Annotated in this window: 16 protein-coding genes; 6 read left to right on the forward strand and 10 right to left on the reverse strand. The window is 69.5% G+C overall.

The window, feature by feature from the left end; all coding sequences use genetic code 11:
- Nucleotides 1-13: 13 nt before the first annotated feature.
- The 4 genes from SYV04_RS17895 to SYV04_RS17910 are packed head-to-tail and all read right to left on the reverse strand — an operon-like array spanning nucleotide 14 to nucleotide 4,784.
- Nucleotides 14-1,720, reverse strand: coding sequence for a HAMP domain-containing methyl-accepting chemotaxis protein (locus tag SYV04_RS17895; RefSeq protein ID WP_321547016.1), 1,707 nt, complete (start codon nucleotides 1,718-1,720; stop codon nucleotides 14-16).
- A 27-nt stretch (nucleotides 1,721-1,747) separates the two neighbouring features.
- Entirely contained in the window at nucleotides 1,748-3,412 is a 1,665-nt protein-coding gene (locus SYV04_RS17900) for a chemotaxis protein CheA (RefSeq protein WP_321547060.1), read from the reverse strand.
- Nucleotides 3,412-4,410, reverse strand: a complete 999-nt coding sequence (locus SYV04_RS17905) for a GAF domain-containing protein (RefSeq protein ID WP_321547017.1) — start codon at nucleotides 4,408-4,410, stop codon at nucleotides 3,412-3,414. The genes SYV04_RS17900 and SYV04_RS17905 overlap by 1 nt, the downstream gene beginning before the upstream one ends.
- Complete coding sequence (locus SYV04_RS17910) at nucleotides 4,410-4,784, reverse strand: response regulator (RefSeq protein WP_321547018.1); 375 nt, start codon at nucleotides 4,782-4,784, stop codon at nucleotides 4,410-4,412. Before SYV04_RS17910 ends, SYV04_RS17905 begins: the two co-directional genes overlap by 1 nt.
- Nucleotides 4,785-5,070: 286 nt before the next feature.
- Here SYV04_RS17910 and hutU point away from each other — a divergent pair, with 286 nt between their 5' ends.
- The 4 genes from hutU (at nucleotide 5,071) to SYV04_RS17930 (ending at nucleotide 9,665) form a co-directional block, all read left to right on the forward strand.
- Entirely contained in the window at nucleotides 5,071-6,726 is a 1,656-nt protein-coding gene (gene hutU, locus SYV04_RS17915; protein ID WP_321547019.1) for a urocanate hydratase, read from the forward strand.
- A gap of 8 nt (nucleotides 6,727-6,734) precedes the next feature.
- Nucleotides 6,735-7,475 (forward strand): hypothetical protein, encoded by a 741-nt coding sequence (locus SYV04_RS17920; RefSeq protein ID WP_321547020.1) that lies wholly within the window; start codon nucleotides 6,735-6,737, stop codon nucleotides 7,473-7,475.
- A gap of 2 nt (nucleotides 7,476-7,477) precedes the next feature.
- Entirely contained in the window at nucleotides 7,478-8,743 is a 1,266-nt protein-coding gene (gene hutI / locus SYV04_RS17925) for an imidazolonepropionase (RefSeq protein WP_321547021.1), read from the forward strand.
- Between the two features lie 94 nt (nucleotides 8,744-8,837).
- The gene (locus SYV04_RS17930; protein ID WP_321547022.1) at nucleotides 8,838-9,665 is read left to right on the forward strand and encodes a class II glutamine amidotransferase; all 828 of its coding nucleotides are present in this window, start codon (nucleotides 8,838-8,840) and stop codon (nucleotides 9,663-9,665) included.
- 12 nt (nucleotides 9,666-9,677) lie between these two features.
- Here SYV04_RS17930 and tsaE read toward each other — a convergent pair whose 3' ends face one another.
- Genes tsaE through SYV04_RS17950 form a run of 4 tightly spaced genes read right to left on the reverse strand, consistent with a single transcriptional unit; the run spans nucleotide 9,678 to nucleotide 12,793 of the window.
- A complete protein-coding gene (gene tsaE / locus SYV04_RS17935; RefSeq protein WP_321547023.1) occupies nucleotides 9,678-10,154 on the reverse strand; it encodes a tRNA (adenosine(37)-N6)-threonylcarbamoyltransferase complex ATPase subunit type 1 TsaE in 477 nt (158 codons plus the stop codon).
- The gene (locus SYV04_RS17940; RefSeq protein ID WP_321547024.1) at nucleotides 10,151-11,683 is read right to left on the reverse strand and encodes an NAD(P)H-hydrate dehydratase; all 1,533 of its coding nucleotides are present in this window, start codon (nucleotides 11,681-11,683) and stop codon (nucleotides 10,151-10,153) included. Before SYV04_RS17940 ends, tsaE begins: the two co-directional genes overlap by 4 nt.
- Before the next feature lie 2 nt (nucleotides 11,684-11,685).
- The gene (gene acpS / locus SYV04_RS17945; protein WP_321547025.1) at nucleotides 11,686-12,063 is read right to left on the reverse strand and encodes a holo-ACP synthase; all 378 of its coding nucleotides are present in this window, start codon (nucleotides 12,061-12,063) and stop codon (nucleotides 11,686-11,688) included.
- A 4-nt stretch (nucleotides 12,064-12,067) separates the two neighbouring features.
- Entirely contained in the window at nucleotides 12,068-12,793 is a 726-nt protein-coding gene (locus SYV04_RS17950; RefSeq protein ID WP_321547026.1) for a pyridoxine 5'-phosphate synthase, read from the reverse strand.
- A gap of 133 nt (nucleotides 12,794-12,926) precedes the next feature.
- Here SYV04_RS17950 and SYV04_RS17955 point away from each other — a divergent pair, with 133 nt between their 5' ends.
- Nucleotides 12,927-18,779, forward strand: coding sequence for an AAA family ATPase (locus SYV04_RS17955; RefSeq protein ID WP_321547027.1), 5,853 nt, complete (start codon nucleotides 12,927-12,929; stop codon nucleotides 18,777-18,779).
- 168 nt (nucleotides 18,780-18,947) lie between these two features.
- The gene (locus SYV04_RS17960; RefSeq protein WP_321547028.1) at nucleotides 18,948-21,719 is read left to right on the forward strand and encodes a YncE family protein; all 2,772 of its coding nucleotides are present in this window, start codon (nucleotides 18,948-18,950) and stop codon (nucleotides 21,717-21,719) included.
- Between the two features lie 8 nt (nucleotides 21,720-21,727).
- Here SYV04_RS17960 and glmM read toward each other — a convergent pair whose 3' ends face one another.
- Together glmM and folP are read right to left on the reverse strand one after the other, a co-directional pair.
- Nucleotides 21,728-23,119 (reverse strand): phosphoglucosamine mutase, encoded by a 1,392-nt coding sequence (gene glmM, locus SYV04_RS17965; protein WP_321547029.1) that lies wholly within the window; start codon nucleotides 23,117-23,119, stop codon nucleotides 21,728-21,730.
- 153 nt (nucleotides 23,120-23,272) lie between these two features.
- Nucleotides 23,273-24,523 carry a dihydropteroate synthase gene (gene folP / locus SYV04_RS17970; RefSeq protein WP_321547030.1) on the reverse strand — a complete coding sequence of 417 codons (1,251 nt, stop codon included), beginning with the start codon at nucleotides 24,521-24,523 and terminating at the stop codon, nucleotides 23,273-23,275.
- Nucleotides 24,524-24,569 lie beyond the last annotated feature (46 nt).

Here is a 24,569-nt window from a genome sequence, read left to right on the forward strand (position 1 = left end):
GGGAGTCTCCTCATCAGAAACGCTTGAATTCACGGTCCTCATCGGGCAGCGCAGGGGCGTTCTCCCGAGGTACCTGGGTGGGGCTGGTGCTGGCAATGGCCTTCAGGGCAGCAGCGGCCTGACTGGTCGGGCCGGAAGGGACCTGAACGCGAGGCACCAGTTTACCGCCAGCGGGCGGAGGGCTCCAACCCGGGCGACGCGACGGCTCCTCGGCTGCCGCTACCCGGAAGACGGACACGAGCACCTGGAGCGCCTCGGCCTGGGCCGACATCTCCTCGGCCGTGGAGGCCAGCTCCTCGGCCGCCGAGGCATTGCGCTGGGTCACCTGGTCCATCTGGATCATCGCCCGGTTCATCTGGTTCACGCCGGAGGCCTGCTCGGTGGAGGCGGAGACGACCTCCTGCACCAGCTGGGCCGTCTTGTGGATGGAGGGCACCAGCTCGCCCAGCAGGCTGCCGGAGCGCTCGGCCACCTTCACGCTCTGGGCGGCCATGGTGCCGATCTCCCGCGCCGCGCCCTGGGCGCGCTCGGCCAGCTTGCGCACCTCGGTGGCCACCACCGCGAAGCCCCGGCCGTGCTCGCCGGCCCGCGCCGCCTCGATGGCCGCGTTCAGCGCCAGCAGGTTCGTCTGGTAGGCGATCTCCTCGATGATGGTGACGCGCTCGGCGATGGCGCTCATCGCCTCCACCGTCTCCGTCACGGCCTTGCCGCTGTCGGCGGCCTCGCTGGCCCCCTTGAGGGCCATCTGCGCCATCTGCCGGCTGTGGTTGCCGTTCTCCTGAATGGTGGCGCTCATCTCCTCGAGGCTGGCGGTGGTCTCCTCCATGCTGCTGGCCTGCTCGCTGGTGCCCTGGGACAGGCTCTGCGAGGAGGAGGACACCTGCGCCGCCGCCGCGGCCAGCGCCCGAGCGCCCTCGCGCACATCGCGCAGCGTCTGCTCCAGCCGCTGCACCATGCGCTTCATCGCCGCCAGCAGTCGGCCCGCCTCATCCCCGGTGGTCGCCTCGATGCTCACGGTGAGGTCGCCCTCGGCGATGCGGTCGGCCACCTTCACCGCCGCCGCCAGGGGAGCGGTGATGCTCCGGGCCACGACGAAGCAGAGGACCGCTCCCAGCAGCACGCTGCCCACCATCACGGTGCCAATCCACCGCCGGGCGGAGTCGTGGGCGGTGGCAGCCTCGGCCGTCGTCTGTCGCGCGCCCTTGACGAAGGTGGCCACCAGCGCGTCCACCTTGCCCGTGAGGACCTCGAAGTCCTTCGACGACTGGACCTGGAGCGCCTCGATGCTCCGCCTGTCCCCGTTCTTCCGCGAGAGTTCCATCAACTGATGGTGACGACCGAGGAAGTCCTCCCAGGGCTTCTTGGTCTCCTCGAGCAGCTGGCGCTCCGCCACGGGCAGCACACTCTGCTCGTACCCCTTCAGGGATCGCTCGAACTCCTGGCGGGACTGCTCCGCCTCGCCCTCGAGTCGCTCCTTCGCCTCGGGGGACAAGGCCACGAGGTGACTCAGCTCGGCGTTGCGCAGCTTGAGCAGGCTGCCGCGCACCTTCGCGAGGTGTTGGACACCGGGCCCCCACTGGTTGGCGGCCTCATCCGCCACCCGGCGCAGGTCCTCGATCACATCGAGGGCGAAGAACCCCAACCCCGAGGAGAGCACCAACAAGGAGAGGAACGCGACCAGGAGCTTGGTGGTGATCTTGAAGTTCCGGAACCAGATCATGAAGTTCTCGCGAGTCGAGGCACGGGCTCAGGCGGCGGCGGTGGGCCCTGGAGCCACCAGGAGCTTGCGCAGGAGCGTGGAGACGTCGAGGACGAGGGCGACACGACCATTGCCGAGGATGGCGGAGCCCGAGACGCCGGGAAGGTGCTGGAAGAGCCGGCCCAGGGGCTTGATGACCGTCTGCGTCTGGCCGAGCAGCGCGTCCACGGCGAAGCCGGCCTGGTGGCCCTGGCCATAGCCGACGATGACCACGCTCTCGCGCTCGGCGGGCGGACCCTCCATGGCGAAGTGGTCGCGCAGGCGCAGGAAGGGCAGCGGCTGGCCTCGGAGGTTGAGGACTCCAGAGCGGCCCGGCTGCCGCTCCGTGGGGGGCAGGTCCACGCACTCGATGACGCTCTCCAGGGGCAGCACGTACGTCTCCTCCCCCACCCCCACCAGGAAGCCCTCGATGATGGAGAGCGTGAGCGGCAGGCGCAGCGTCAGCGTGGTCCCCCGGCCCGCCTGGGTGTCGATGGAGATGGCGCCTCGCAGCGCCTCGATGTTGCTGCGCACCACGTCCAGGCCGATGCCCCGGCCGGACAGCTCGGTAAGGCGCTCGGCGGTGGAGAAGCCCGGGGTGAAGATGAACTGGTAGAGCTCATCGTCCGGACGCTCCTCGGTGGGCCCGAGCAGCCCCATGGCGCGGGCCCGGTCCCGGATGCGCCCCGGGTCCAGCCCCGCCCCATCATCGGAGACCTCGACGAGGATTCCGCCCGCCTCATGGCGGGCATGGAGCCGCAAGGTGCCCATGGGGTTCTTGCCCCGCGCCTTGCGGACCTGGGGCGGCTCGATGCCATGGTCCACCGCGTTGCGCACCAGGTGCGTGAGCGGATCGCGGATCAACTCCACCACGGCGGTGTCCACCTCCACCTCTTCCCCGCTCAACTCCAACCGCACCAACTTGCCCGTGGCCGTGCTCAGGTCGCGCAGCGTCCGCGCGAAGGGCTGGAAGGCGCTGCCGATCGGCACTAGGCGCGCCTTCATCACCAGCTCCTGCAAGTCCTGGTACAGCCGGTCCGACTCACGGTGGGCCGCCAGCAGCTCCTGGGGCGAGTAGCGCCCGGGCTGCTCCAGCATCGTCGTCAGCCGCCCACGGGCGATGGCGATCTCCCCCGTGAGGTCCAACATCCGATCCAGCCGGTCCAGCCCCACCCGCAGCGTCCGCTCCCGTGCTGGGGCTGGCACGGCCTCGGTGAGCCGCTCGGCGGCGGGAGCCTCGCCCTCGACGGCAGGTGCGGAGCTCGCGGGCGACGCCGCCTCGGGGGGACCTCCTGCGCGCGCCGCGGCCACCAGCCGACGCTGGATCTCCCCCGGATCGACGCCCGCCCGCTCGTTCACGTTGGGGATGCCGATCAGCAGCCGGAGCGCATCCACCGCCTGCAGCAGCAGGGTCGCCAGGGCCGCCGTCCTGGGCACGGCCCGCGCCGAGAGCTTCTCGATCAGATCCTCGACCGTGTGCGCCAGCTCGGAGGCTGCCGGAAAGCCCATCAACAGGGCATTGCCCTTGAGCGTGTGGATGGACCGGAAGAGCCGCTCGAACACCTCGCTCCCGGCGGACGTCTCGATGGAGAGGAAGGTCTGCTCCATGCCCGCGAGCAGCTCGGTGGCCTCGGCGCGGAACACCGCGCGGACCATCTCCAGATCCGGACGCATCACCCACCCCCCAACTTCTTGACCAGCGCCGACCCGTCATCCGTGCGAAAGCGCAGCTTGCGGCCCGTGGTGCCCCCCAGATCCTCGGCGACGAGGGAGATGCCCAGCTCGCCGAGCAGCTGCCGGGCCAGCTCCGCGTTGCGCTGGCCCAGGCCCGCCTTCCCGCCGGGAGCGATGCCGCCCACGGCCGCGCCGCCGAACACCTTGGCCCGCAGGTGCTGGCGCTGGCTGCCCAGCCGCTCCAGCTCCGACACGAGCGCGGGGATGGCGGTATCGCCGAAGCGACCGGCGGCGCCCGAGGCCCCGGGGGCGCTCGGCAGCAGGAAGTGGTTCAGCCCGCCGATGTGCAGGTGCGGATCCCACAAGCAGACCGCGACGCACGAGCCCAGGATGGTGGTCACCTCGGAGGGATTGCGGGAGACGAAGATCTCCCCCGGATGGAGGAACACCCCGCGGACATCAGAGGCAGCGGAGGCCACGGAAGGCGGCGGAACCCCGGCGGGCAGGGCGACCTTGCCCACCGCCGGAAGCGCCACGCCGCCGTGCGTGGCGAGCAGCTCCAGGATCTCGAAGTCCTCCTCATCAAAGCCGCGCTTCTGGGGCAGCAGCCGGAAGAGCGCGAGCACCCCTCCCACCTGCCCACCACTCGACAGGGGGATGCACGCGGAGAGCTCCGCCTCCTGAGCGCTCGAGCTGACACCGCGGGTGCGGCCGGCGATGTACACCCCACCCTCGCGGGCCACCTGGCCGAGCAGGTCCGGGGCGGACATGAGAGCGTGGACCCGCGCCTCGGGCAGGCCCAGGCTCGCGGCGTGCGCGAAGCCCGTCCCGCTGGAGTCCCGCGCCAGCACCACGAACTCCTCGCACCCGATGAGCTGGGAGACGATCTCTCCCACGGCCTCCAGTGCCTCGGCCGGGCGTTGACAGCTCTTCAGTCGCTGAAGGGCGGCGGCCGCCCGTGGGCGGAGGGGGGGATGTCCGGGTGCGTCATTCGACATCACGGTCCCAGGAAGCTCTCGATCTTCGCCCTCAGCTCATTGCCGTCGAAGGGCTTGGTGACGTAGTCGTTGCAGCCGCTCTCGTAGCCGCGCTCCACGTGCTCGGAGCCGCCGCGCGTGGTGACCAGGATGATGGGGGTGGTGCTCGTGGGCGCCTCGGCCCGCAGGCGCCGGCACACCTCGAAGCCATCCATGCCCGGCATCACCACGTCCATCAGGATGAGGTCCGGGCGCTCGGCGAGCGCGGTGTCCACGGCCTCCTGACCACTGGTGGCGCTGAGCAGGGCGTACGGCCCATCCTGGAGCAGCAGCCGTTCCATCAAGAGGACCGTGGGTGAATCATCGACCAATAGGATCTTCTTCTGGGCTGACATGGCTTTCTCTGGAAGGGTCCCGGGCGCCGAGCCGGGCGGAATGCCCCCTACGCTCCCACCCACCCAGAGAATCTCTCTGAGTACACGTGCCCCCACCTCACGGCACCCTGGCCTCAACCCTGGTGTTATCACACGTTGTTTCACGATCAATTCGGCGGCCCCTTTAGGGATTGGCTGCCTCCTGCCCCATCCCTTCGGGTAGAGGTTCCCCGCTGCCCGGCAGCCGAGTTCGGTTAGGCTGCCCGGCCCTCAGGCAACCCCTTCTGCTCTTACGGAGTTTCCGCTCATGTCCCGAGTCATCCGCGCCCCCCGAGGCAACACCCTCACCTGCAAGGGGTGGGTCCAGGAAGCCGCGCTCCGGATGCTGATGAACAACCTGGATCCCGACGTGGCCGAGCGCCCCGAGGATCTCGTCGTCTACGGCGGCACCGGCAAGGCCGCGCGCGACTGGCCCTCGTTCGAGCGCATCGTCGCCAGCCTCCAGTCGCTCACCGACGAGGAGACGCTGCTGGTGCAGTCGGGCAAGCCGGTGGGCATCCTGCGCACCCACCCGGACGCCCCGCGCGTGCTGCTGGCCAACTCCAACCTCGTGGGCCGCTGGTCCACGTGGGAGCACTTCCACGAGCTCGAGAAGAAGGGGCTGATGATGTACGGCCAGATGACGGCCGGCTCGTGGATCTACATCGGCACACAGGGCATCCTCCAGGGCACCTTCGAGACGTTCGCGCAGGCGGGGCGCATGCACTTCGGCTCGGCGGACCTGTCCGGGCGGCTGGTGCTCTCCGGAGGCCTGGGCGGCATGGGCGGGGCGCAGCCGCTGGCCGCCACCATGAACAACGCCGTGTTCCTGGGGGTGGAGATCGACCCGACGCGCGCGCGCCGCCGCGTGGAGACGCGCTACCTGGACGTCGTGGCGGGCAGCCTGGACGAGGCGCTGGCGCTGGTGAAGGAGGCGCAGCAGAAGCGCGTGGGCCGCTCCATCGCCGTCATCGGCAACGCGGCCACGGTGTTCCGCGAGCTGTACCGGCGCGGCGTCAAGCCGGACCTGGTGACGGACCAGACGAGCGCGCACGATCCGCTCAACGGCTACATCCCCGCGGACCTGTCGCTGGAGGCGGCCGCCGAGCTGCGCCAGCGCAACCCCGAGGAGTACGTGCGCCGGGCGCGGGAGACGATGGCCGTCCACGTGCAGGCGATGCTGGACTTCCAGGCGGCCGGCAGCCACGTGTTCGACTACGGCAACAACCTGCGCGGGCAGGCGCAGCTGGGCGGCAAGGAGAACGCCTTCGAGTTCCCGGGCTTCGTGCCAGCGTACATCCGCCCCATGTTCTGCGAGGGCCTGGGGCCCTTCCGCTGGGTGGCGCTGTCGGGAGACGCCGAGGACATCCGCCGCACGGACCGGGCGGTGCTGGAGCTGTTCCCGGAGAAGGAGTCGCTGCGGCGGTGGATCGAGATGGCGCAGCAGCGCGTGGCCTTCCAGGGCCTGCCGGCGCGCATCTGCTGGCTGGGCTACGGCGAGCGCGCCAAGGCAGGGCTGGCCTTCAACGAGCTGGTGCGCAAGGGCGAGGTGAAGGCGCCCATCGTCATCGGACGAGACCACCTGGACTGCGGCTCGGTGGCCTCGCCCAACCGCGAGACGGAGGCCATGAAGGACGGCTCGGACGCGGTGGCGGACTGGCCCATCCTCAACGCGCTGGTGAACGCGGTGAACGGGGCCTCGTGGGTCTCGTTCCACCACGGCGGCGGCGTGGGCATGGGCTACTCGCTGCACGCCGGGCAGGTCATCGTGGCGGACGGCACGCCCGAGGCGGCGCGGCGCATCGAGCGCGTGCTCACCTCGGATCCGGGCATGGGGGTGCTGCGGCACGTGGACGCGGGCTACTCGGAGGCCATCGACGTGGCCCACCAGCGCGGGGTGAAGATCCCCGGCGTCACCGTGTGAGGCACGCCGTGCGGACGCGATCTCCGAGACAGGGACTGGCGCTCGCGGCGGCCGCGGCGCTGGCGGGGCTGGTCGGCTGCGCGCCCACCACCGTGAGCCCCATGGTGATGCGGTTGGGGCCTGGGCCCTCGAGCGGCAGCTCCGTCCATGGAGGCATCCGCAGCGGGCCACGACTGTCGGCCCCGGTCGCCGCGCGCACCGGCTCCGACAACTCCGGAGTGCCCTTTGGCGGAGACCAGGCCAGCTTCTCGACGCGGCAGTGGTCGATGGCCTACGACTTCGCCGTCACCCGGCACTTCAACGAGAAGCTCTCCATGCACCTGGGGGTGAATGGAGAGATCTACTACCCGCTGCCGCTGCCGGGCTATGGCGTGTACGGGGGTCTGTCGACCTGGTACGGCACGGAGCAGTTGGGCATCGCCCCCGCGGTCGTGGTGCGGGGGGCCACGGACTTCGGCATCGAGACCCGGGGCGGGCCCGGGAGCATCCTCGGCGCCGAGGCCTCCAGCGCCCTCTACTTCTGCCCGGAGCCGCGGGTCGCCCTGGGACTGGTGCCCTTCTTCGGCGTGCATCAGGTCTTCAACGAGGCGGAGAGCAACACCGCGCTGTACTACGGAGGCGCCTTGGTGTTTCAGATCCCGCTGGGCAAGGTGGACAAGATCGAGTTCTCCGGAGGCTTCGGCCGGGCGAACGTGCTGAGCGAGGCGAGCTGGAACGTCCCCATCGTCGGGGCGCGGTGGGGGCGCTGAGCATGGAGCCGCTGGCGCTGCTCGTCCGCAACACCTCCGAGGTGCTCACCCTGGAGGGCACGCACCGCGAGCCCGCCGAACAGGCGCTCACCGCCCGCCCGCGTGCCTGCGTGGGGGTGCGCGGGGGCCGCGTGGCCTGGGTGGGCCGCGAGGAGGAGCTGCCCCCCGGCGCCGTGGACTCGGGCACCGAGGTGCTGGATGCCCAGGGGTGCATGGTGGGCCCGGGCTTCGTGGATCCGCACACGCACCTGGTCTTCGCGGGCGAGCGCTCCACCGAGTTCGACCTGCGCTGCCAGGGCGCCACCTATCTCGAGATCGCCCAGGCGGGCGGCGGCATCCTCAGCACCGTGCGCGCCACGCGCGCGGCGAGCCAGGAGGAGCTGGTGCGCCTCGCCCTGCCCCGCCTCCAGCGCCTGCTGGAGTACGGCGTCACGACGGCGGAGGTGAAGAGCGGCTACGGGCTCGACGTGGAGAACGAGCTGAAGATGCTGCGCGCGGTGCGCCAGCTCTCGACGCTCTCGCCGGTGGAGCTGGTGCCCACGCTGCTGTGCGCCCACGCGGTGCCGGAGGAGTACAAGGGCCGCCGCGAGGAGTACGTGGAGCTGTGCGTTCGCGAAATCCTTCCCGCCGTGGCGAAGGAGGGCCTGGCGCGCTTCTGCGACATCTTCGTCGAGCAGAGCGCCTTCACCCCGGACGAAGCCCGCCGGCTGCTCATCGCCGCGAAGGCGCTGGGCTTGCGGCCGCGCCTGCACGGAGATCAGCTCACCTCGGGCGGAGGCGCCGAGCTGGCCGCCGAGCTGGGGGCCGCCACCGTGGACCACCTGGAGCAGGTGAGCGAGGCGGGTATCCGTGCGCTGGCCACAGCGGACGTCACCGCCGTCCTGGTGCCTACCTCCACCCTCTTCCTGCGCATGCGCCCCTACGCGCCCGGCCGGAAGCTGCGCGAGGCGGGGGTCAACGTCGCTTTGGGCACCAACGTCAATCCTGGTTCGGCGATGACGGAGAACCTTCCCCTGGCGCTGGGGCTCGCCTGCCTGGAGAACGGGCTGACGGCGGCCGAGGCGTACTGGGCGGCCACCCGAGGCGCCGCGCTGGCGCTGGGCCTGGCCTCTCACGGTCGGCTGGCGGTGGGAGACATTGCCGACCTGGTTGTCTTTTCGTGTTCAAACTACCGGCACCTGCCCTACCACCTCGGAGTGAACCACGCTCGGACGGTGTTGAAAGCAGGCCGTGTTGTCATTCGAGACGGAGTGACACACTGTACTTGAGGGGGGGACCCTCCTTCTTGACAGTTCAGCCCAGGCGGGAGGACATAAAGCCTCTCGTCGGGGCCGGCCGTTATTATTCCGTCGTTCGAGCGCTATGTGCCGCCTGTTTGGATTTCGTTCCTCAGTTCCCGCTGCTGTCCATCCCGCCCTGGTGACGGAGAAGAACTCTCTTGTCATCCAGTCGCGTGAGCACAAGGACGGCTGGGGAATCGCCGCGTATGGAGTCGAGCAGCGCCCCCTCACCGCGCACGGGGTGGGCCCGGCCCACAGCGACCCGGACTTCCACCGGGTGAGCAGCCTGGTGTCTTCCCACACGGTGGTCGCGCACGTCCGGCAGGCCTCCGTGGGAGCCGTCGAGCTGCGCAACTCGCACCCCTTCCTGCTGGGCCGCTGGTCCTTCGTCCACAACGGCACGCTGAAGGACTTCGAGCGGCATCGCTCCTCGGTGGAGGCGCTCATCCGGCCGGATCTGCGCACGAACATTCGCGGGACGACGGACTCGGAGCGCTGCTTCCACATCTTCCTCACCCGGCTGTCGGCGCGCGGGAACGTGGACGACTCGGTGCGGCTGGAGGACGTGGCCAGCGCGCTGGCGGAGACGATGGGGCTGGTGGCCGCCCTCACGGACGAGCCGGGCAAGGATCGCTCGGCGATGAACTTCCTGGTGACCAATGGCGAGGTGATGGTGGCCACGCGGCGGCACCGCACGCTCTACATCTCCGACGGTCGCCGCTCGTCGACCTGCACGACTTCGGCGCCGATCCGGCACGGCACGCAGCTCAACCAGCTGCTCATCGCCAGCGAGGTGCTGTGCGGCAACCAGACCGCGTGGAACGAGGTCTCCGAGGAGGAGGTCATCGGCGTGGACGGCAAGCTCGTGCTTCACCGCTGGCGCCTGTCGGATCTCGCGGTGGTGGGCTAGCGCCCTTCCGGCTCACGCGAGCCAAGCGGTGAGCAGCTCCGCGGGCCTGGGTCCAAAGGCCTCGGCGTGCAGCTCTCGCGCGTCTTCTCCCGAGGGGCGCAGGGTGATGCGCAGGTACTCGCGCGGCGCCGCCTCGGGGATCCGGTCCAGCCATTCGACCAGCACCGCGCTCTCGCCTCCGAGCAGATCGAGGAAGCCGGTGGCGTACAGCTCGTCATAGTCCGCGATGCGGTAGAGGTCCGCGTGGTGCAGCGGAATGCGCCCGTTGTACGGGTAGACGATGGCGAAGGTGGGGCTGGCCACCTCGGAGCGTGGCACCTGGGCTCCCTGGGCCACCCCGCGCACCAGGTGCGTCTTGCCCGCGCCCAGGTCGCCAATGAGCCCGACGAAGTCCCCCGGCTGGAGCAGCTCGCCCAGCCTCACGCCAAGGCGGTGCGTCTCCTCGGGAGACTCCGAGCGCACGGTGCGCGTCAGGGTCGGCGCGCTCATCGGTCCCACCGCGTCCAGACGTCACAGAGGCCCTTGATGAGATCGGTGGCGATGAGCCCCACCTTCCCGCGCTTGCCCGCCGCGAGGTCTCCCGCGAGGCCGTGGACGTAGACCGCCGCCCAGATGGCATCGGGCACCTGGAAGCCCTGGGCGAGGAACGCGCCGCAGATGCCCGAGAGCACATCTCCCGTGCCTCCGGTGGCCATGCCGGGGTTTCCGGTGGGGTTGATGTAGAGGTCCCCGTCCGCACTCACGGTGAGGGTCCGCGTGCCCTTGAGGACGAGCGTCACCCCGTGCTCCATCGCGAACTCCCGGGCCAACTCCAGGCGGTGGGCCTGGACCTCTTTGGTGGAGCGCCCCGTGAGCCGGGCCATCTCGCCCGGGTGCGGCGTGAGCACGACTTGCCGCTTCGCGCCACGCAAGGCGCTCAGGTCCGTGGCCACGGCGTTGAGCGCGTCCGCATCGAGCACCACGGGCGCCTCCACGCGCGCGAGCAGTTCGGCGATGAGCTTGCCCGTCTCCGGCCCTCGGGGGATGCCCGGGCCGATGACCAGCGCATCCTTGCCCTCGGCCGCGGCCAGCAGGGGCTCCAGGTCCGCGAGGCCCAGGGGCCCCGAGGCCTCCAGCGGAATCCCCATCAGCTCGGGCGCGAAGGACAGGACGGTGTCGACCACCTCCGCGCGGGTGGCCACGGAGACGAGCCCCGCCCCCGAGCGCAGAGCCGAACGGGCCGCCATGGCCGCGGCGCCCGTCTTGCCCCGGCTGCCCGCCACCACCAGCACGTGCCCGTACGTCCCCTTGTGGGAATCCGCACGACGAGGGGGTAGCACGCCACGGGCGTCCGCCTCCTCCACGAGCCTCGGCACCAGCCCGGTGAGGGCATGCAACGTCGCGGGAGAAAGACCGATGTCCACGCGCCGCAGCTCGCCACAGCGAGAGGCGCCCGGCTCCAGCACCTGTCCCCGCTTCAGCAGCCCAAAGGAGACGGTGACGTCTGCCTCCACACACGGCGTGAAGGCCTCACCGGTATCACTCTGAAGCCCGGAAGGGACATCGGCGGCCACCACCTTCGCCCCCGCCGCCCGCCACCCGTCGATGCGATGGATGGCATCCGCGAACTCCCCGGCGGGCGCCCGGCTGAGCCCCGTGCCGAAGAGGGCATCCACCACCACGTCCCCTCTCCCCAGCGTCGGCAGCGCCTCCAAGCCCTGCGCGGTGAAGCCATCGGCCTCGAGCGCTCGCAGGTTGCGCTTCGCCTCGGCCGTCATCTTCGCCCGGTCGCCCACCAGCGCCACGTCCACGCGCGCCCCACCCTCTCGGAGAAAACGCGCGGCCACCAGCCCATCCCCACCGTTGTTGCCCGGCCCGCAGACCACGGAGAAGCGCCCACCCGGGCCCGCCACGCTCCGAGCCGCCTCCGCCAACGCCCGGCCCGCGTTCTCCATGAGCAGCGCCGAGGGCATTCCATGCTGGGCCTCGGCGGCCTGCTCGGCCTCGCGCATCTGTGCGGCGGTGAGGACGCTCTGCATCGCTAGGCTCGCTCCTGCAGGATGACGGTGGCCGCGGCCACCCCCGCGTCATGGGTCATCGTCAGCAGCGCGTCCACCCGCCGCTGCTCCATCACCTCTCGGGCCACGCCGCTCACCACGAACCGAGGCATGCCGGCGCCGCGCACCACCTCCATGTCCCGCCAGCGGATGCCCGGCGGTGCCCCGAGCGCCTTCACCAGGGCCTCCTTGGCGGCGAAGCGCGCGGCATAGGCGCTGGCCGAGTCGGCCCGAGCCCCGCACAGGGCCCGCTCGGCGTCCGTATACACGCGCTCCAGGAAGCGCTGGGCGCGCGGGCCCTGGAGGATGCGCTGGATGCGCTCCACCGAGCAGATATCCATCCCCAGGCCGACGATCGCCATCGCCCTACCCCGGGTTGCGCATCAACTCCAACATCTCACGCACCGCGCGCTCGAAGCCCACCAGCACCGCCCGTCCCACGATGGCGTGCCCGATGTTCAGCTCGTCGATCTCCTTGATACGCGCGACCGGCTGCACGTTGTCGTAGTTGAGCCCGTGTCCGGCGGCCACGCTCATGCCCAGCTTCGCGGCGGCCTTGGAAGCGTCGAGGATGCGGCTCAGCTCCCGCCCCCGCTCGCGCTCGTTGCGCGCCTCGCAGTAGCGCCCGGTGTGGATCTCGATGCGGTCGGCGTCCACCTTGTGCGCCGCGCGCACCTGGTCCAGGTCCGGATCGATGAACAGCGAGACGGTGATCTCCCCGTCCTTGAGGTTCTTGATGATCTTCGCCACCGACTCGCGCTGACCGGCGACATCCAGCCCGCCCTCGGTGGTGAGCTCCTCGCGCCGCTCGGGCACCAGCGTCACCACGTCCGGCTTGTACTCGTAGGCGATCTTCACCATCTCCGCGGTGGCGGCCATCTCCAGGTTGAGCAGCGTCTGGCACGTCTCCCGGAGGATGCGCAGGTCGCGGTCCTGGATGTGGCGCCGGTCCTCTCGCAGGTGGATGGTGATCTGCTGCGCGCCGGCCAGCTCGGCCAGCGCCGCGGCCGTCACCGGATCCGGATACGTGGTGCGCCGCGCCTGCCGCAGCGTCGCCACATGATCCACATTCACACCCAGTCGCTGTCCCATGGCCCACTCCTCGTGCGCGCAGGGGGCGCGCCGGCCCTTCTATTGGTGGCTGGCGCGCGGATGTCAACTCATCCTCGCAGCCGCACTCAGTTATAACTCTCACGGCTCGTTGAGCATGGGGAGGCAGCGCACGATGTCTCAGGTTCCAGGATTTTCGCTGGGCGAGCTCCTCCACGAGGGACGCCGGTCGGTGCTGTACCGCGCCACGCGGGTCAGGGACGGGCGCCCCGTCGTCCTGAAGATGATGAACATGGCCATCGCGGCGGAGCGCGTCCTCGTGCGCCTGCGCCATGAGCTCGAGGTGCTCCGGTTCCTGAATGGGCGGGGTGCCATCCACGCGCTGGAGCTGCTCTCCAACGCGGACCAGCCCGTGCTGGTGCTCGAGGACGTGGGAGGCACGTCCCTGCGCGCCTGGATGAAGGGCATGGCCCTGGGGGTGCGCGACGCCCTGGTGCTCGGCGGAAGGCTCGTGGCCCAGCTCCAGCAGGTCCATGCCCAGCGGGTCATCCACAAGGACCTGAACCCCAGCAACATCCTCGTCATCGAGCGTGGGGGCGCGGGCGCCGCTGAGGTCGAGCTGCGGCTGATCGACTTCGGCATCGCGGCGACGCTCAGCCGGGAGACGCCCTCGTTCAAGAACCCAACCATGGTGGAGGGCACGCTGCCCTACATCGCCCCGGAGCAGACGGGGCGCATGAACCGCTCCGTGGACTACCGCGCCGATCTGTACTCGCTGGGGATCTGCCTCTACGAGCTGCTGACGGGGACCGTGCCGTTCACCGCCACGGATCCGCTGGCGCTGATCTACTGCCACCTGGCCCAGCCGCCCGAGCCGCCCCACGTGCGAAGCGCGACGGTGCCCAAGGCCGTCTCCGCCGTGGTCATGAAGCTGCTGGCCAAGGATGCCGAGAGCCGCTACCAGTCCCTCGAGGGACTGCAAGCCGACCTGACCCGCTGCCTGGAGCAGCTCGACCAGTCGGGCTGGATCGCGCCCTTCGAGCCCGGCCTGGATGAGCAGCCCCTGGGCCTGCAGCTTCCCCAGAACCTCTACGGCCGCGAGAACGAGGCCGAGCAACTGCTCGCGGCGTTCTCCCGTGTGTGCGAGGGGAACGTACCCGGAGCAGGCACAGGGAAGGCCGAGCTGCTCCTGGTCATGGGCGAGTCGGGCGTGGGCAAGTCATCCCTCGTGCGCGAGCTGCACAAGCCCATCACCCAGCGGCGCGGGCTCTTCCTGGCGGGGAAGTTCGATCCGTACCAGGGCAGCGCCGTGCCCTACTCCGCCTTCGCGCGCGCCTTCGACGCGTTCTGCCACTACCTGCTCACCGAGAGCGAGGAGGCGCTGGCGGGCTGGCGCAAGCGGATCCTCCGGGCCGTGGGCGAGAACGGCCAGGTCATCATCGAGCTCGTCCCCAGCCTGGAGGCCGTCATTGGTCCCCAGCCGGCGCTCTCGGAGCTGGATCCCCTGGCGCGCCAGAACCGCTTCCAGCTCACCTTCCAGCAACTCCTGAGCGCGGTGTGCCACCCGGAGCATCCGCTGGTGCTCTTCATCGATGATCTGCAGTGGGCGGATGGGGCCTCGCTGAAGCTGCTGGAGACCCTGCTGGTCGGCTCCGGAATCAAGAACCTCCTGCTCATCGGGGCCTACCGCGACAACGAAGTGCGGAAAGGCCACCCGCTCCTCCAGTTGATCGAGGACACGCTCGTGGCGGGGGTGATGATCTCGACGTTGAGGCTGGGCAACCTGACGGTGGACGACGTCACCACGCTGGTGGCGGATACGCTGAAGAGCGGGCGCGAGCGGGTCCAGGAGCTGGCGAACCTCGTCTACGCCAAGACCCGGGGCAATGCGTTCTTCGTCCACCAGTTCCTGCACTCGCTCCACGAGGCGGAGCTGCTGGTGCGCCGCCCCACCCTCTCCCGGAACGAGCAGTGGAGCTGGGACATCACCGCGATCCGGGGGCGCTCGGCCACCGACAACGTCGTCGAGTTCCTCGAGAAACGGCTCGAGAAGCTCCCCCCTCGTGCGCGAGAAGTGCTGGAGGTGGCGGCCTGCCTCGGAGGGACGTTCGAGCTGAAGACCCTGGCGCTCGTGGCCAACGCACGCGTGGCTGGCGCCAAAACGCCTCCCGACGGGAGCGCGGAGCAGCTCGAGGTGATGCGCGGACTGCTGCGCGAGCTCTGGCCGGCGATCGACGAGGAGCTCATCATCCCCAGCGAGCAGGCCTACAAGGTGGTGCGGACCGAGCAGCCCGACGCGGCCGAGCTGGCGCAGTGTAGCTTCTCCTTTCAGCACGACCGGGTTCACCAGGCCGTCTACGCCGGCATCCCGGAGCAGCAGCGGCAGCTCCTGCACCTGGAAATAGGCCGGCGCCTGCTCGCCGCGCTCCCGAGCGACGTGCTGGAGCGGCGCCTCTTCGAGGTGGCCGACCAGTACACCCATGGACTCCCTCTGCTGACCGACCCGGCGGAGCGCCATCGCCTGGCGGGCATCAACCTGCGCGCGGGGACGAAGGCGAAGGCGGCCAACGCCCACGGCACGGCGCTGCAGTACCTGCACAACGGCCTGACACTCCTGCCGAACGAGCGCTGGGAGCAGGACTATGCGCTGACCCTGGAGCTCCACTCGGAGCTGGTCGAGGCGGCCTATCTGAGCGGCGCGTTCGAGCGCATGGAGCAGCATGCGCAGGAGGTGCTCGCCCACGCCCGCGAGCTGCTCGATGTGATTCCAGTGCAGGTGACCCGGCTCCAGGCCCTCCAGGCCCAGAGCCGCCTCACCGACACGGTGTCCTTGAGCCTCCTGGTGCTCTCCCAGTTGGGCATCTCACCGCCCGCCAACCCCACGCCGGAGGACCTGGATGCCGCCTTCGCGGCCAACCGGGCCCTGCTGGGAGACAGGGGCGCGGAGGAGATCGCCGCGCTGCCCCCCATGAGCGATGCCAGGCTCCAGGCGGCGCTGTGGGTGGCGAGCAACAGCGTCTCCACGCTGTGGAACGCCGCGCCCGCGCTCTACCCGTTCGTCATCCTCGAGCTGATCCAGCGCATGGTGCGCCAAGGCAACACCGCCTACTCCGCCGTCTTCTACGCCAACTACGGACTGATCCGGTGTGCCGCGGCGGATGACATCGACGAGGCGTACCGCTGGGCGCTGATCGCCAACGAGGTGAGTCGCCGGTTCGACACCAAGCGGACCCGCTTCCGGACGATGTTCGTGGTCTACAACTTCCTGTGGCACTGGAAGCACCCCATCCACGAGATCCTCCGCCCCCTCCGGGAGACGTACACCCTGTCCCTGGAGAACGGCGATCCCGAGCAGGCCGCCTGGTGTCTCATCGCCCAGGGCATGGCGGCCCTCGCCTCGGGGCGACCGCTGCCCGCGATGAAGGCCATGCTCGAGGAGCATCTGGCCAGCATCGCCCGGCTCCAGCAACCGCGCACGGCGGAGCTCACCCGGATCTCCCTCCAGAGCACGCTCCTGCTCAGCGGGGAGGCCGAGCGCCCCTGGGAGATCGTGGGCGAGGTGTATGACGAGCGCATCGCGGTGGAAGGCTATCGCGCCGACAACAACCTCGTGGCGTTGTCGATGCTCTACTGCAACCGGCTCATCCACGCCTATCTCTTCGGGCAGTACAAGCGGGGCCTCGAGGATGCGAAGGTGCTCGACACCTGCATCATGGGGCCCGCCGCCACGGTGATTCCGCCGCTGGTCAACCTCTATGACTCCCTGACGCGGCTGGCGCTGGTGGAGGAGATGGACGCGCAGGAGCGCGCCGCCACCCTGGAGCGGGTGGAGCTCAACCAGCAGCGGCTGCGCATGTGGGCCCAGCACGCGCCCATGAACCAGCAGCACCGCTACGAGCTGGTGGACGCGGAGCTCGCCCGCGTTCGAGGCGACCGGTGGCGCGCCGTCGAGCTCTACCAGGCGGCCATCCGTGGCGCCCACCTCCAGGGCTTCGTTCGGGAGGAAGCGGTGGCCAACGAGCGCGCCAGCCTCTTCTGGCAGGCCCAGGACAACCCGGAGTACGCGCTCATGCACCTGCGGCGCGCCCGGCGCCTCTATGAGTCCTGGGGCTCCACGGCGAAGCTCGCGGCGCTGATGAAGCGCCATGCGCAGCTCGAGCTGATGGCGCCCCTGCAGCGCGCGAGCACGGTGCCGGAGTCCAGCCAGTCCTCGACCGCCCAGAGCTCCTCGCTGGATGTGCTGTCCATCATCCGATCCGCTCGCGCCATCTCGAGCGAGATCGTCCTGTCGGACCTGATGCACACGGTGCTGCGCATCATCCGCGAGAACGTGGGCGCCCAGTACGGCGCGCTGGTGGACTTCGATGAGCGCCAGGGCTGGCTCATCCGCTGCCAGACGGAGAACGAGAGCCGCACGGCCGCCGACCTGCCCATGAGCGTGCTCCACTATGTCCGTCGCACGCTCAAGCCCGTGGTGCTGGACGACGCCAGCACCCAGCCTCCCTATTCGGTGGATGCGGTGGTGCGCGCCCGGGGCCTGCGCTCCGTGCTGTGCATCCCCCTGGTCTACCGGGAGCGCCACCATGGGCTGCTCTACCTCGAGAACTCGCTGGCTACCCAGGCGTTCAGCGAGGCCCGGCAGGGTGTCGTCGAGATCCTCGCCGCCCAGGCCGCGGTCGCCCTGGACAATGCCCAGCTCTACCATCACATGGCGGAGCAGAACCGCGCGCTGGAGTCCTCCCGCGGAGCGATCGAATCCGCCCAGCGCCAGATCCAGGACATCATCGACAACTCGCCCGCGGTGATCTTCGTGAAGGACCTCGAAGGCCGCTACCTCCTGATCAACTCGCCCTTCGAGAAGCGCAGTGGCCTCTCTCGCGAGGACCTGCTGGGCAAGCGAGACGCGGACGTCTTCCCGGCCGAGCATGCCCGCAGGCTCCAGGAGAACGACCGCCGCGTGGCCGAGAGCGGCACCACGCTCGAGTTCGAAGAGGACGTGCAGCAGGGGGACGAGGTACGGACCTTCCTCGCCCTGAAGTTCCCTATGCGAACGGAGAACCAGCGGGTCTACGCGATCTGCGGCATCTCCACGGACATCACCGACCGCAAGCGAGCGGAGATCGCGCTCCAGCAGGCCAATGAAGAGCTCGAGCGCCGCGTCAACGAGCGCACCGAGCAGCTCCACGTCGCGCAGCTCCAGCTCGTGGACCGGGCCCGCCATGCGGGCATGTTCGAGATCGCCAGCAGCATCCTCCACAACCTCGGCAACGCGCTCAACAGCATCTCCGTCAGCAGCACGTGGCTGCGAGAGCACGTGCAAGCGCTGCCCATCGCCAGCCTGGGCAGGCTCGCCACGCTGCTCTCTCGCCCCAGCGCGGAGCTGGCGAAGTTCCTCACCGAGGATGAGCGGGGAGTCCACGCCCCCCGGTTCCTGAACGAGCTCCATCGCAAGTTCCAGGCCGAGGGCGAGCTGCTCCTCAAGGAGACCGACAACCTGTCCGAGCTGGTCGAGCACGTGCATGGCGTCATCGGCACCCAGCAACAGTATGCGCGCACCCGAATCACCCTGCGCGAGCGGCTGTGCCTGCACGAGCTCGTCGAGGACGCGCTCCGCCTCTGCGCCATCGGGGGCCACTTCGACAACATCATCCAGCGCGAATACGGAGACGAGCAGCCGGAGTTGTACGAGCGGCACGTGATCGTCCAGATCCTGGTGAACCTCATCACCAACGCGAAGAACGCGGTGCTCGAGGCGCAGAGTGGCAACAAGCCGCGCATCACGATCTCGGTTCACCAGGACGCCACCCAGACGACGGTGACGGTGAGCGACAACGGCATCGGCTTCGATGAGGGTGTCAAGAGCCGGCTGTTCTCGTTTGGTTTCACCATGCGGGCCAAGGGTCATGGCTTTGGCTTGCACAGCGCCGCATTGAGCGCCCAATCGCTCGGAGGCCGAATCGAAGCCCACAGCGAAGGGCCAGGGTTGGGAGCGAAATTCCAGCTCATCCTGCCGCGCGCCAGCTCTTGAGAAACGAGAACACCGTGGGCGAGGTGTCAGCTTGCACCCTCGCAGGTGAAAATCACCCCACGGTGTCCCCTCTTTACAGCACGTGCTGAGTAATCAGACGATTCCCTCTCCTCGTTGCTCCACCTCGGTGGCGAGCACGAGGTCCGAAACTCGGGATGGGGGACAATCATGCAAGGCTTTGCGAGAGCTGTCTTTGCCGCGCTTTTGTTCGCGTTGCTTTCCACAGACAGCGAGGCTTCCGCCGCGCCGTCCTTTACCGTCTTCGAGAGTGGTCAAGTCAGGCCCCTGGCCCTCTCTCCGAATGGCAAGTTCCTCTTCGCCGTCAACACGCCAGACAATCGCCTCGAGATCTTCCACGTCGAGAGCAGCGGGCTCGTCCACCGCGCCTCGGTGCCCGTGGGCCTCGAGCCCGTCGCGGTCGCGGCGCGCGGCGATGACGAGGTCTGGGTCGTCAATCACCTCTCCGACAGCGTGAGCATCGTGAAGCTCGGGCTGGGGGGCTATCACGGCACCGTGGTGCGGACCCTGCTCGTGGGCGATGAGCCGCGCGACATCGTCTTCGCCGGCCCCGGCAGGCGGCGCGCCTTCATCACCGCCGCCCACCGTGGCCAGAACGTCCCCTTCGATCCGAAGCTCACCACGCCGGGAGTTGGCCGGGCCGATGTCTGGGTCTTCGACGCCGAGAACCTGGGTGCCTCGCTGGGCGGCATTCCGGTCAACATCCTCACCCTCTTCAGCGACACCCCGCGCGCGCTCGCGGTGACACCGGATGGCTCGCGCGTCTACGCGGCTGCGTTCCACTCCGGCAACCGCACCACGGTGCTTCACGAGTTCCAGGTGCCCGATGGGGGCGAGGCCAAGGGCGGCGTGCCCGGCCCGAACACCAACTTCCAAGGCATACCCGCGCCCGAGGTGGGGCTCATCGTCAAGTTCGATGGCCAGAACTGGGTGGACGTGCTCAACCGCTCGTGGAACGACGAGGTGCGCTTCTCGCTGCCGGACAAGGACGTGTTCGTCATCGATGCGATGGCGTCTCCGCCGAAGCAGGTGGCGGGCGCCTCCGGCTCCTACTCCGGCGTGGGCACCATCCTGTTCAACATGGCCGTCAACCCGGTGAACGGGAAGGTGTACGTCAGCAACACGGAGGCCCGGAATGACCTGCGCTTCGAGGGGCCTGGCACCTTCGCCGGCACCAGCCTCCGGGGGCACCTGCATGAGAGCCGCATCACCGTGCTGAGCGGCTCGGCCGTCGCGCCCCGGCACCTCAACAAGCACATCAACTACAACGCCTGCTGTGCCCCGCTGCCCAACGCCGAGAATGAGAAGAGCCTGGCGCAGCCGCTCGGCATGGCGGTGAGCTCCAACGGCGCCACGCTCTATGTGGCCGCGTTCGGTTCCTCGAAGGTCGGCGTGTACGCCACCGCCGCGCTCGAGGCCAACACCTTCGTGCCCAGCACGACGAACCAGATTCCGCTGAGCGGCGGTGGCCCCACCGGCATGGTGTTGGATGAGGCGCGCGGGCGCATGTACGTGCTGACGCGCTTCGACAACGCGATCTCCATCGTCAACACCGTCACCCGCCAGGAGATCGCCCACCTGCGGATGTACAACCCCGAGCCGCCCAGCGTGGTGGAGGGCCGCCGCTTCCTCTACGACGCGCGCCACAGCTCGAGCCACGGTGACTCGTCCTGCGCGAGCTGCCACATCTTTGGCGACTTCGACAGCCTGGCCTGGGATCTCGGCAACCCGGACGGAACCGTGGCGGACAACCCGAGCCCCATGGTCCCTCCCCTGCCCGGACGCGGCACCGATCCCACGTTTGGCTTCAATCCCGACTTCCACCCGATGAAGGGTCCCATGTCGACCCAGAGCCTGCGCGGCATGGCCAACCACGGGCCGATGCACTGGCGCGCCGACCGCACCGGCGGTCAGGAGGAGCCCAACGCACAGCCGAACGAGGGCTCCTTCGACGAGGCCGCGGCCTTCAAGAAGTTCAACCCGGCGTTCATGGATCTGCTCGGGCGCAGCGCGCAGCTCACCCCCGCGGAGATGCAGAAGTTCACCGACTTCATCCTGCAGGTCGCCTACCCGCCCAACCCGGTGCGCAACCTCGACAACTCCCTCACACCGAGCCAGCAGGCGGGGCGGGACTTCTTCTTCAACGTGACGCTCGCACCGCAGGGCACGTGCGAGACCTGTCACCGGCTCGATCCCACCGCCAACCCCGGAGAGGGCCCCGCCGCCGGCTTCTTCGGCGCCGACGGCCGCACGTCATTCGATCCGGGGCCGCAGTTCTTCAAGGTCCCGCACCTGCGCAACATGTACCAGAAGGTCGGCATGTTCGGCGCCGGCTTCGCCTTCGGCTTCCTCGGCGAGGACCCCTTCATGGGCGATCAGGTCCGCGGCCTCGGCTTCAACCACGACGGGACCATTCCGGACCTGTTCCGCTTCAGCAGCGGCTTCGACCAGAACGCGTTGAATCCGGACGGACTGCCGAACACGCCTCAGAGCGCCAAGGGCAAGCGGGACATGGAGGAGTTCATGCTGGCCTTCGACAGCAACCTGGCGCCGATCGTCGGCCAGCAGGTGACGCTCACCGCCGCCAACCACCTCGTCGTGGCCCCCCGCATCAGCCTGCTGAAGGCTCGCGCGGACGCCGGCGAGTGCGAGCTGGTGGCCAAGGGCCGGATCGCCCTGCTCGAGGTGGGCTACCTCTACCAAGGTGGCGGGAAGTTCGCGGGCGACCGGCAGGCGCAGGCCCCGCTCCATGACGCGGTCCTGCGCACGCTCGTCATCGCCAGCGGAGGGGTGCTGACCTATACCTGCGTTCCCCTGGGCTCGGGTGAGCGCATCGGCATCGATCGCGACCTCGATGGCTTCCTGGATGGGGACGAGCGGGCCGCCGGCAGCAATCCGGCGGACCCCACCAGCACCCCCTGAGCCGCCCCTCAGCTCAACGCGTGGGAGAGCGCCTCGGCGATCTCCTTCGCGTAGGCCTCGTTGCGCGCCGCGTTCTCACCCTCGATGAGGATGCGCACCTTCGGCTCGGTGCCCGAGAAGCGCACGAGCACCCGGCCGTCGCTGCCCAGCCGCTGCTCCACGCTGTGGATGACCTTCATCACCTCGGGCAACTCGCCCAGCTCGCGCTTCTGCTTCACCACCACGTTGAGGAGCGTCTGGGGCACCGGCTCGAAGATCGACGCCAGCTCGCTCAGCGGCTTGCCCTGGCGGCACATCACCGCCAGGAGCTGCAGCGCCGCCAGCGTCCCGTCACCCGTGGTGGAGTGGTCCAGGAAGAGCAGGTGTCCGCTCTGCTCGCCGCCGAGGTTGTAGCCGTGCTTGCGCATCTCCTCGACGACGTAGCGGTCACCCACGCGCGTGCGGGCCACCTTGACGCCGAAGCGCGACACCGCGCGCTCCAGGCCGATGTTGCTCATCACCGTGGCGACCAGCGTGTTCTTCTTCAGCTCCTGGCGCGCCACCAGCTCGCCCGTGCAGATGGCCATGATGGCGTCGCCGTCGACGACCTTGCCCTTCTCATCCACGACGATGAGGCGATCCGCGTCGCCGTCGAGCGCCAGGCCCAGGTGGGCGCCGTGCTCCAACACCGCGCGCGCCAGCCCCTCGGGGTGCAGCGCGCCGCACTTGTCGTTGATGTTCTTGCCGTCCGGCGCCACGCCCAGCGGAATGACCTTGGCGCCCAGCTCCTCGAGCACCGCGGGTGCCGTCTTGTAGGCCGCGCCGTTGGCGCAGTCGACGACGATGGTCATCCCCTCCAGCGTCAGCTCGCGCGGGAAGGTGGCCTTGAGGAAGACGATGTAGCGGCCCCGCGCGTCATCCAACCGGAACGCGCGGCCGATCTTGTCCGCCGTGGGCCGGATGGTGTCCATGGTGCCCGAGGACAGCAGCTCCTCGATCCTCGCCTCGGTCTCATCCGGCAGCTTGAAGCCGTCGCGCCAGAAGAACTTGATGCCGTTGTCCTGGTACGGGTTGTGGGACGCCGAGATGACCGCGCCCGCATCCGCCCGCATGGACGTGGTGAGGTTCGAGATGCCCGGCGTGGGCAGCGGCCCGGTGAGCCACACATCCACGCCCATCGAGGTGATGCCCGCCGCGAGCGCCTGTTCGATCATGTAGCCGGACAGCCGCGTGTCCTTGCCGATGATGACCCGGTGCTGGTGCGGCCCGTTCCGAATGAGGAACGCGAGCGCCCGCCCGAGCTGCATCGCCACCTCGGCTGTCATCGGATAGACGTTCGCCTCTCCGCGCACGCCATCCGTGCCGAACAGCCGCTGTGACGCCCGCTCCTCCTTGGGAGACATGTTCATCTTGTAAGCCATGTGTGCCGCCTCTCACCTTTTCCCGCGCCAGAACACCCCGGCGCCCCATCCCCGCAGGGCTTATACCGCGCCCATCACGGGCTCGAAGCTAGGAAGCCAAAGCCATCTGGGCAACCGCCCAACCATGCGTATTCCAAGGGATCACCTGTCCCTTCAGCCGCCCACCTTGCCCGAGGCGTAGAGCGTGCCGCCCTCGGTGGCGGAGCGGATGGCGTCCACCACGGAGAGGGCATCGCGCGCCTCCGCCACGTCGTGTACCCGGACGAAGTCAGCACCCCCCAGGGCCGCCACCGTCGCCACCGAGCCCAGGGTCGCCGCCAGGCGCTCGCTCGCGGGCTTGCCGCCAGTGAGCGTCCCCAGGAAGCCCTTGCGGCTGGTGCCCACCAGCACTGGCAGCCCCAGCACGCGCAGGTCCGCGAGCCGGCGCAGCAGGAAGAGGTTGTGTCCTAGCGTCTTGCCGAAGCCGATGCCGGGGTCCACCAGGATGCGCTCCCGGGCCACACCGGCCGCCACGGCGCGCGCCACACCCTCTTCCAGGAAGGCGTGTACCTCGTCCATCACGTCCTCGTAGCGAGGCGCCTGCTGCATCGTCTCCGGAGTGCCTTGAATGTGCATGAGGCAACAGGCCGCGCCCGCCTCCGCGACGACGCGCGGCAGCTCCGCGTCGAAGTGGAAGCCGCTGATGTCGTTGATCTGCGTCGCGCCCGCCTTCAGCACCTCCCGGGCCACGACCGCCTTGGTGGTGTCCACCGAGAGGGGCACCTGCGTGTGCGCGCGCAGTCCCTGGATGACGGGCAGCACCCGAGCGAGCTCCTCCTCGGCGGAGACCGGCTTCGAGCCCGGCCGCGTCGTCTCCCCGCCCACGTCCAGCACGTCCGCGCCCGCCTCGGCCAACCTCAGTCCGTGGGCGATCGCCGTGTCCGGCGTGGCGAACTGCCCGCCGTCCGAGAAGCTGTCCGGCGTCACGTTCACCACACCCATGACATAGGTGCGCGCACCGAACTCGAAGGTCCGCCCGCCCAGCACGAGCGGAGCCGGCGTGGCCACCGTCTCCAGCGCTCGGGTAAGCGCGCCTGCCAGCTCGGCGAGCTCCGCGTTCTCCCGCGCCGCGGAGATCAGCCGATCGAACTGCTCGCGCCGTCCCACCAGGAGCCCACTGCCCAGCCGGGTGCGCGGGTCTCCCGCGACGTAGACGGGGAACTCCTCCCGCCCCGGCGCGGTGGACGCCTCGAAGAGACCCTTGAGGAAGCGGCCCTCCACCCGCGTCAGCCCCGTGAGCAGCAGCCGGTACTGCGGCAGCTTCTCCAGCAGGTACTCACGGGCGCTGGTGGGCAGCCCCATGCGGCGGAAGGCGAGATCGATCTCCGCTGGACGCTCGGCGAGCAGCGGGTGGGCGCGAATCATGACGCGGGCTCCAGGGCGATAAACGCAAGAAGGCCCTCCCAGCACT

The sequence above is a fragment of the Hyalangium ruber genome (genome assembly GCF_034259325.1).
In the GTDB taxonomy this organism is placed as follows: domain Bacteria; phylum Myxococcota; class Myxococcia; order Myxococcales; family Myxococcaceae; genus Hyalangium_A; species Hyalangium_A rubrum.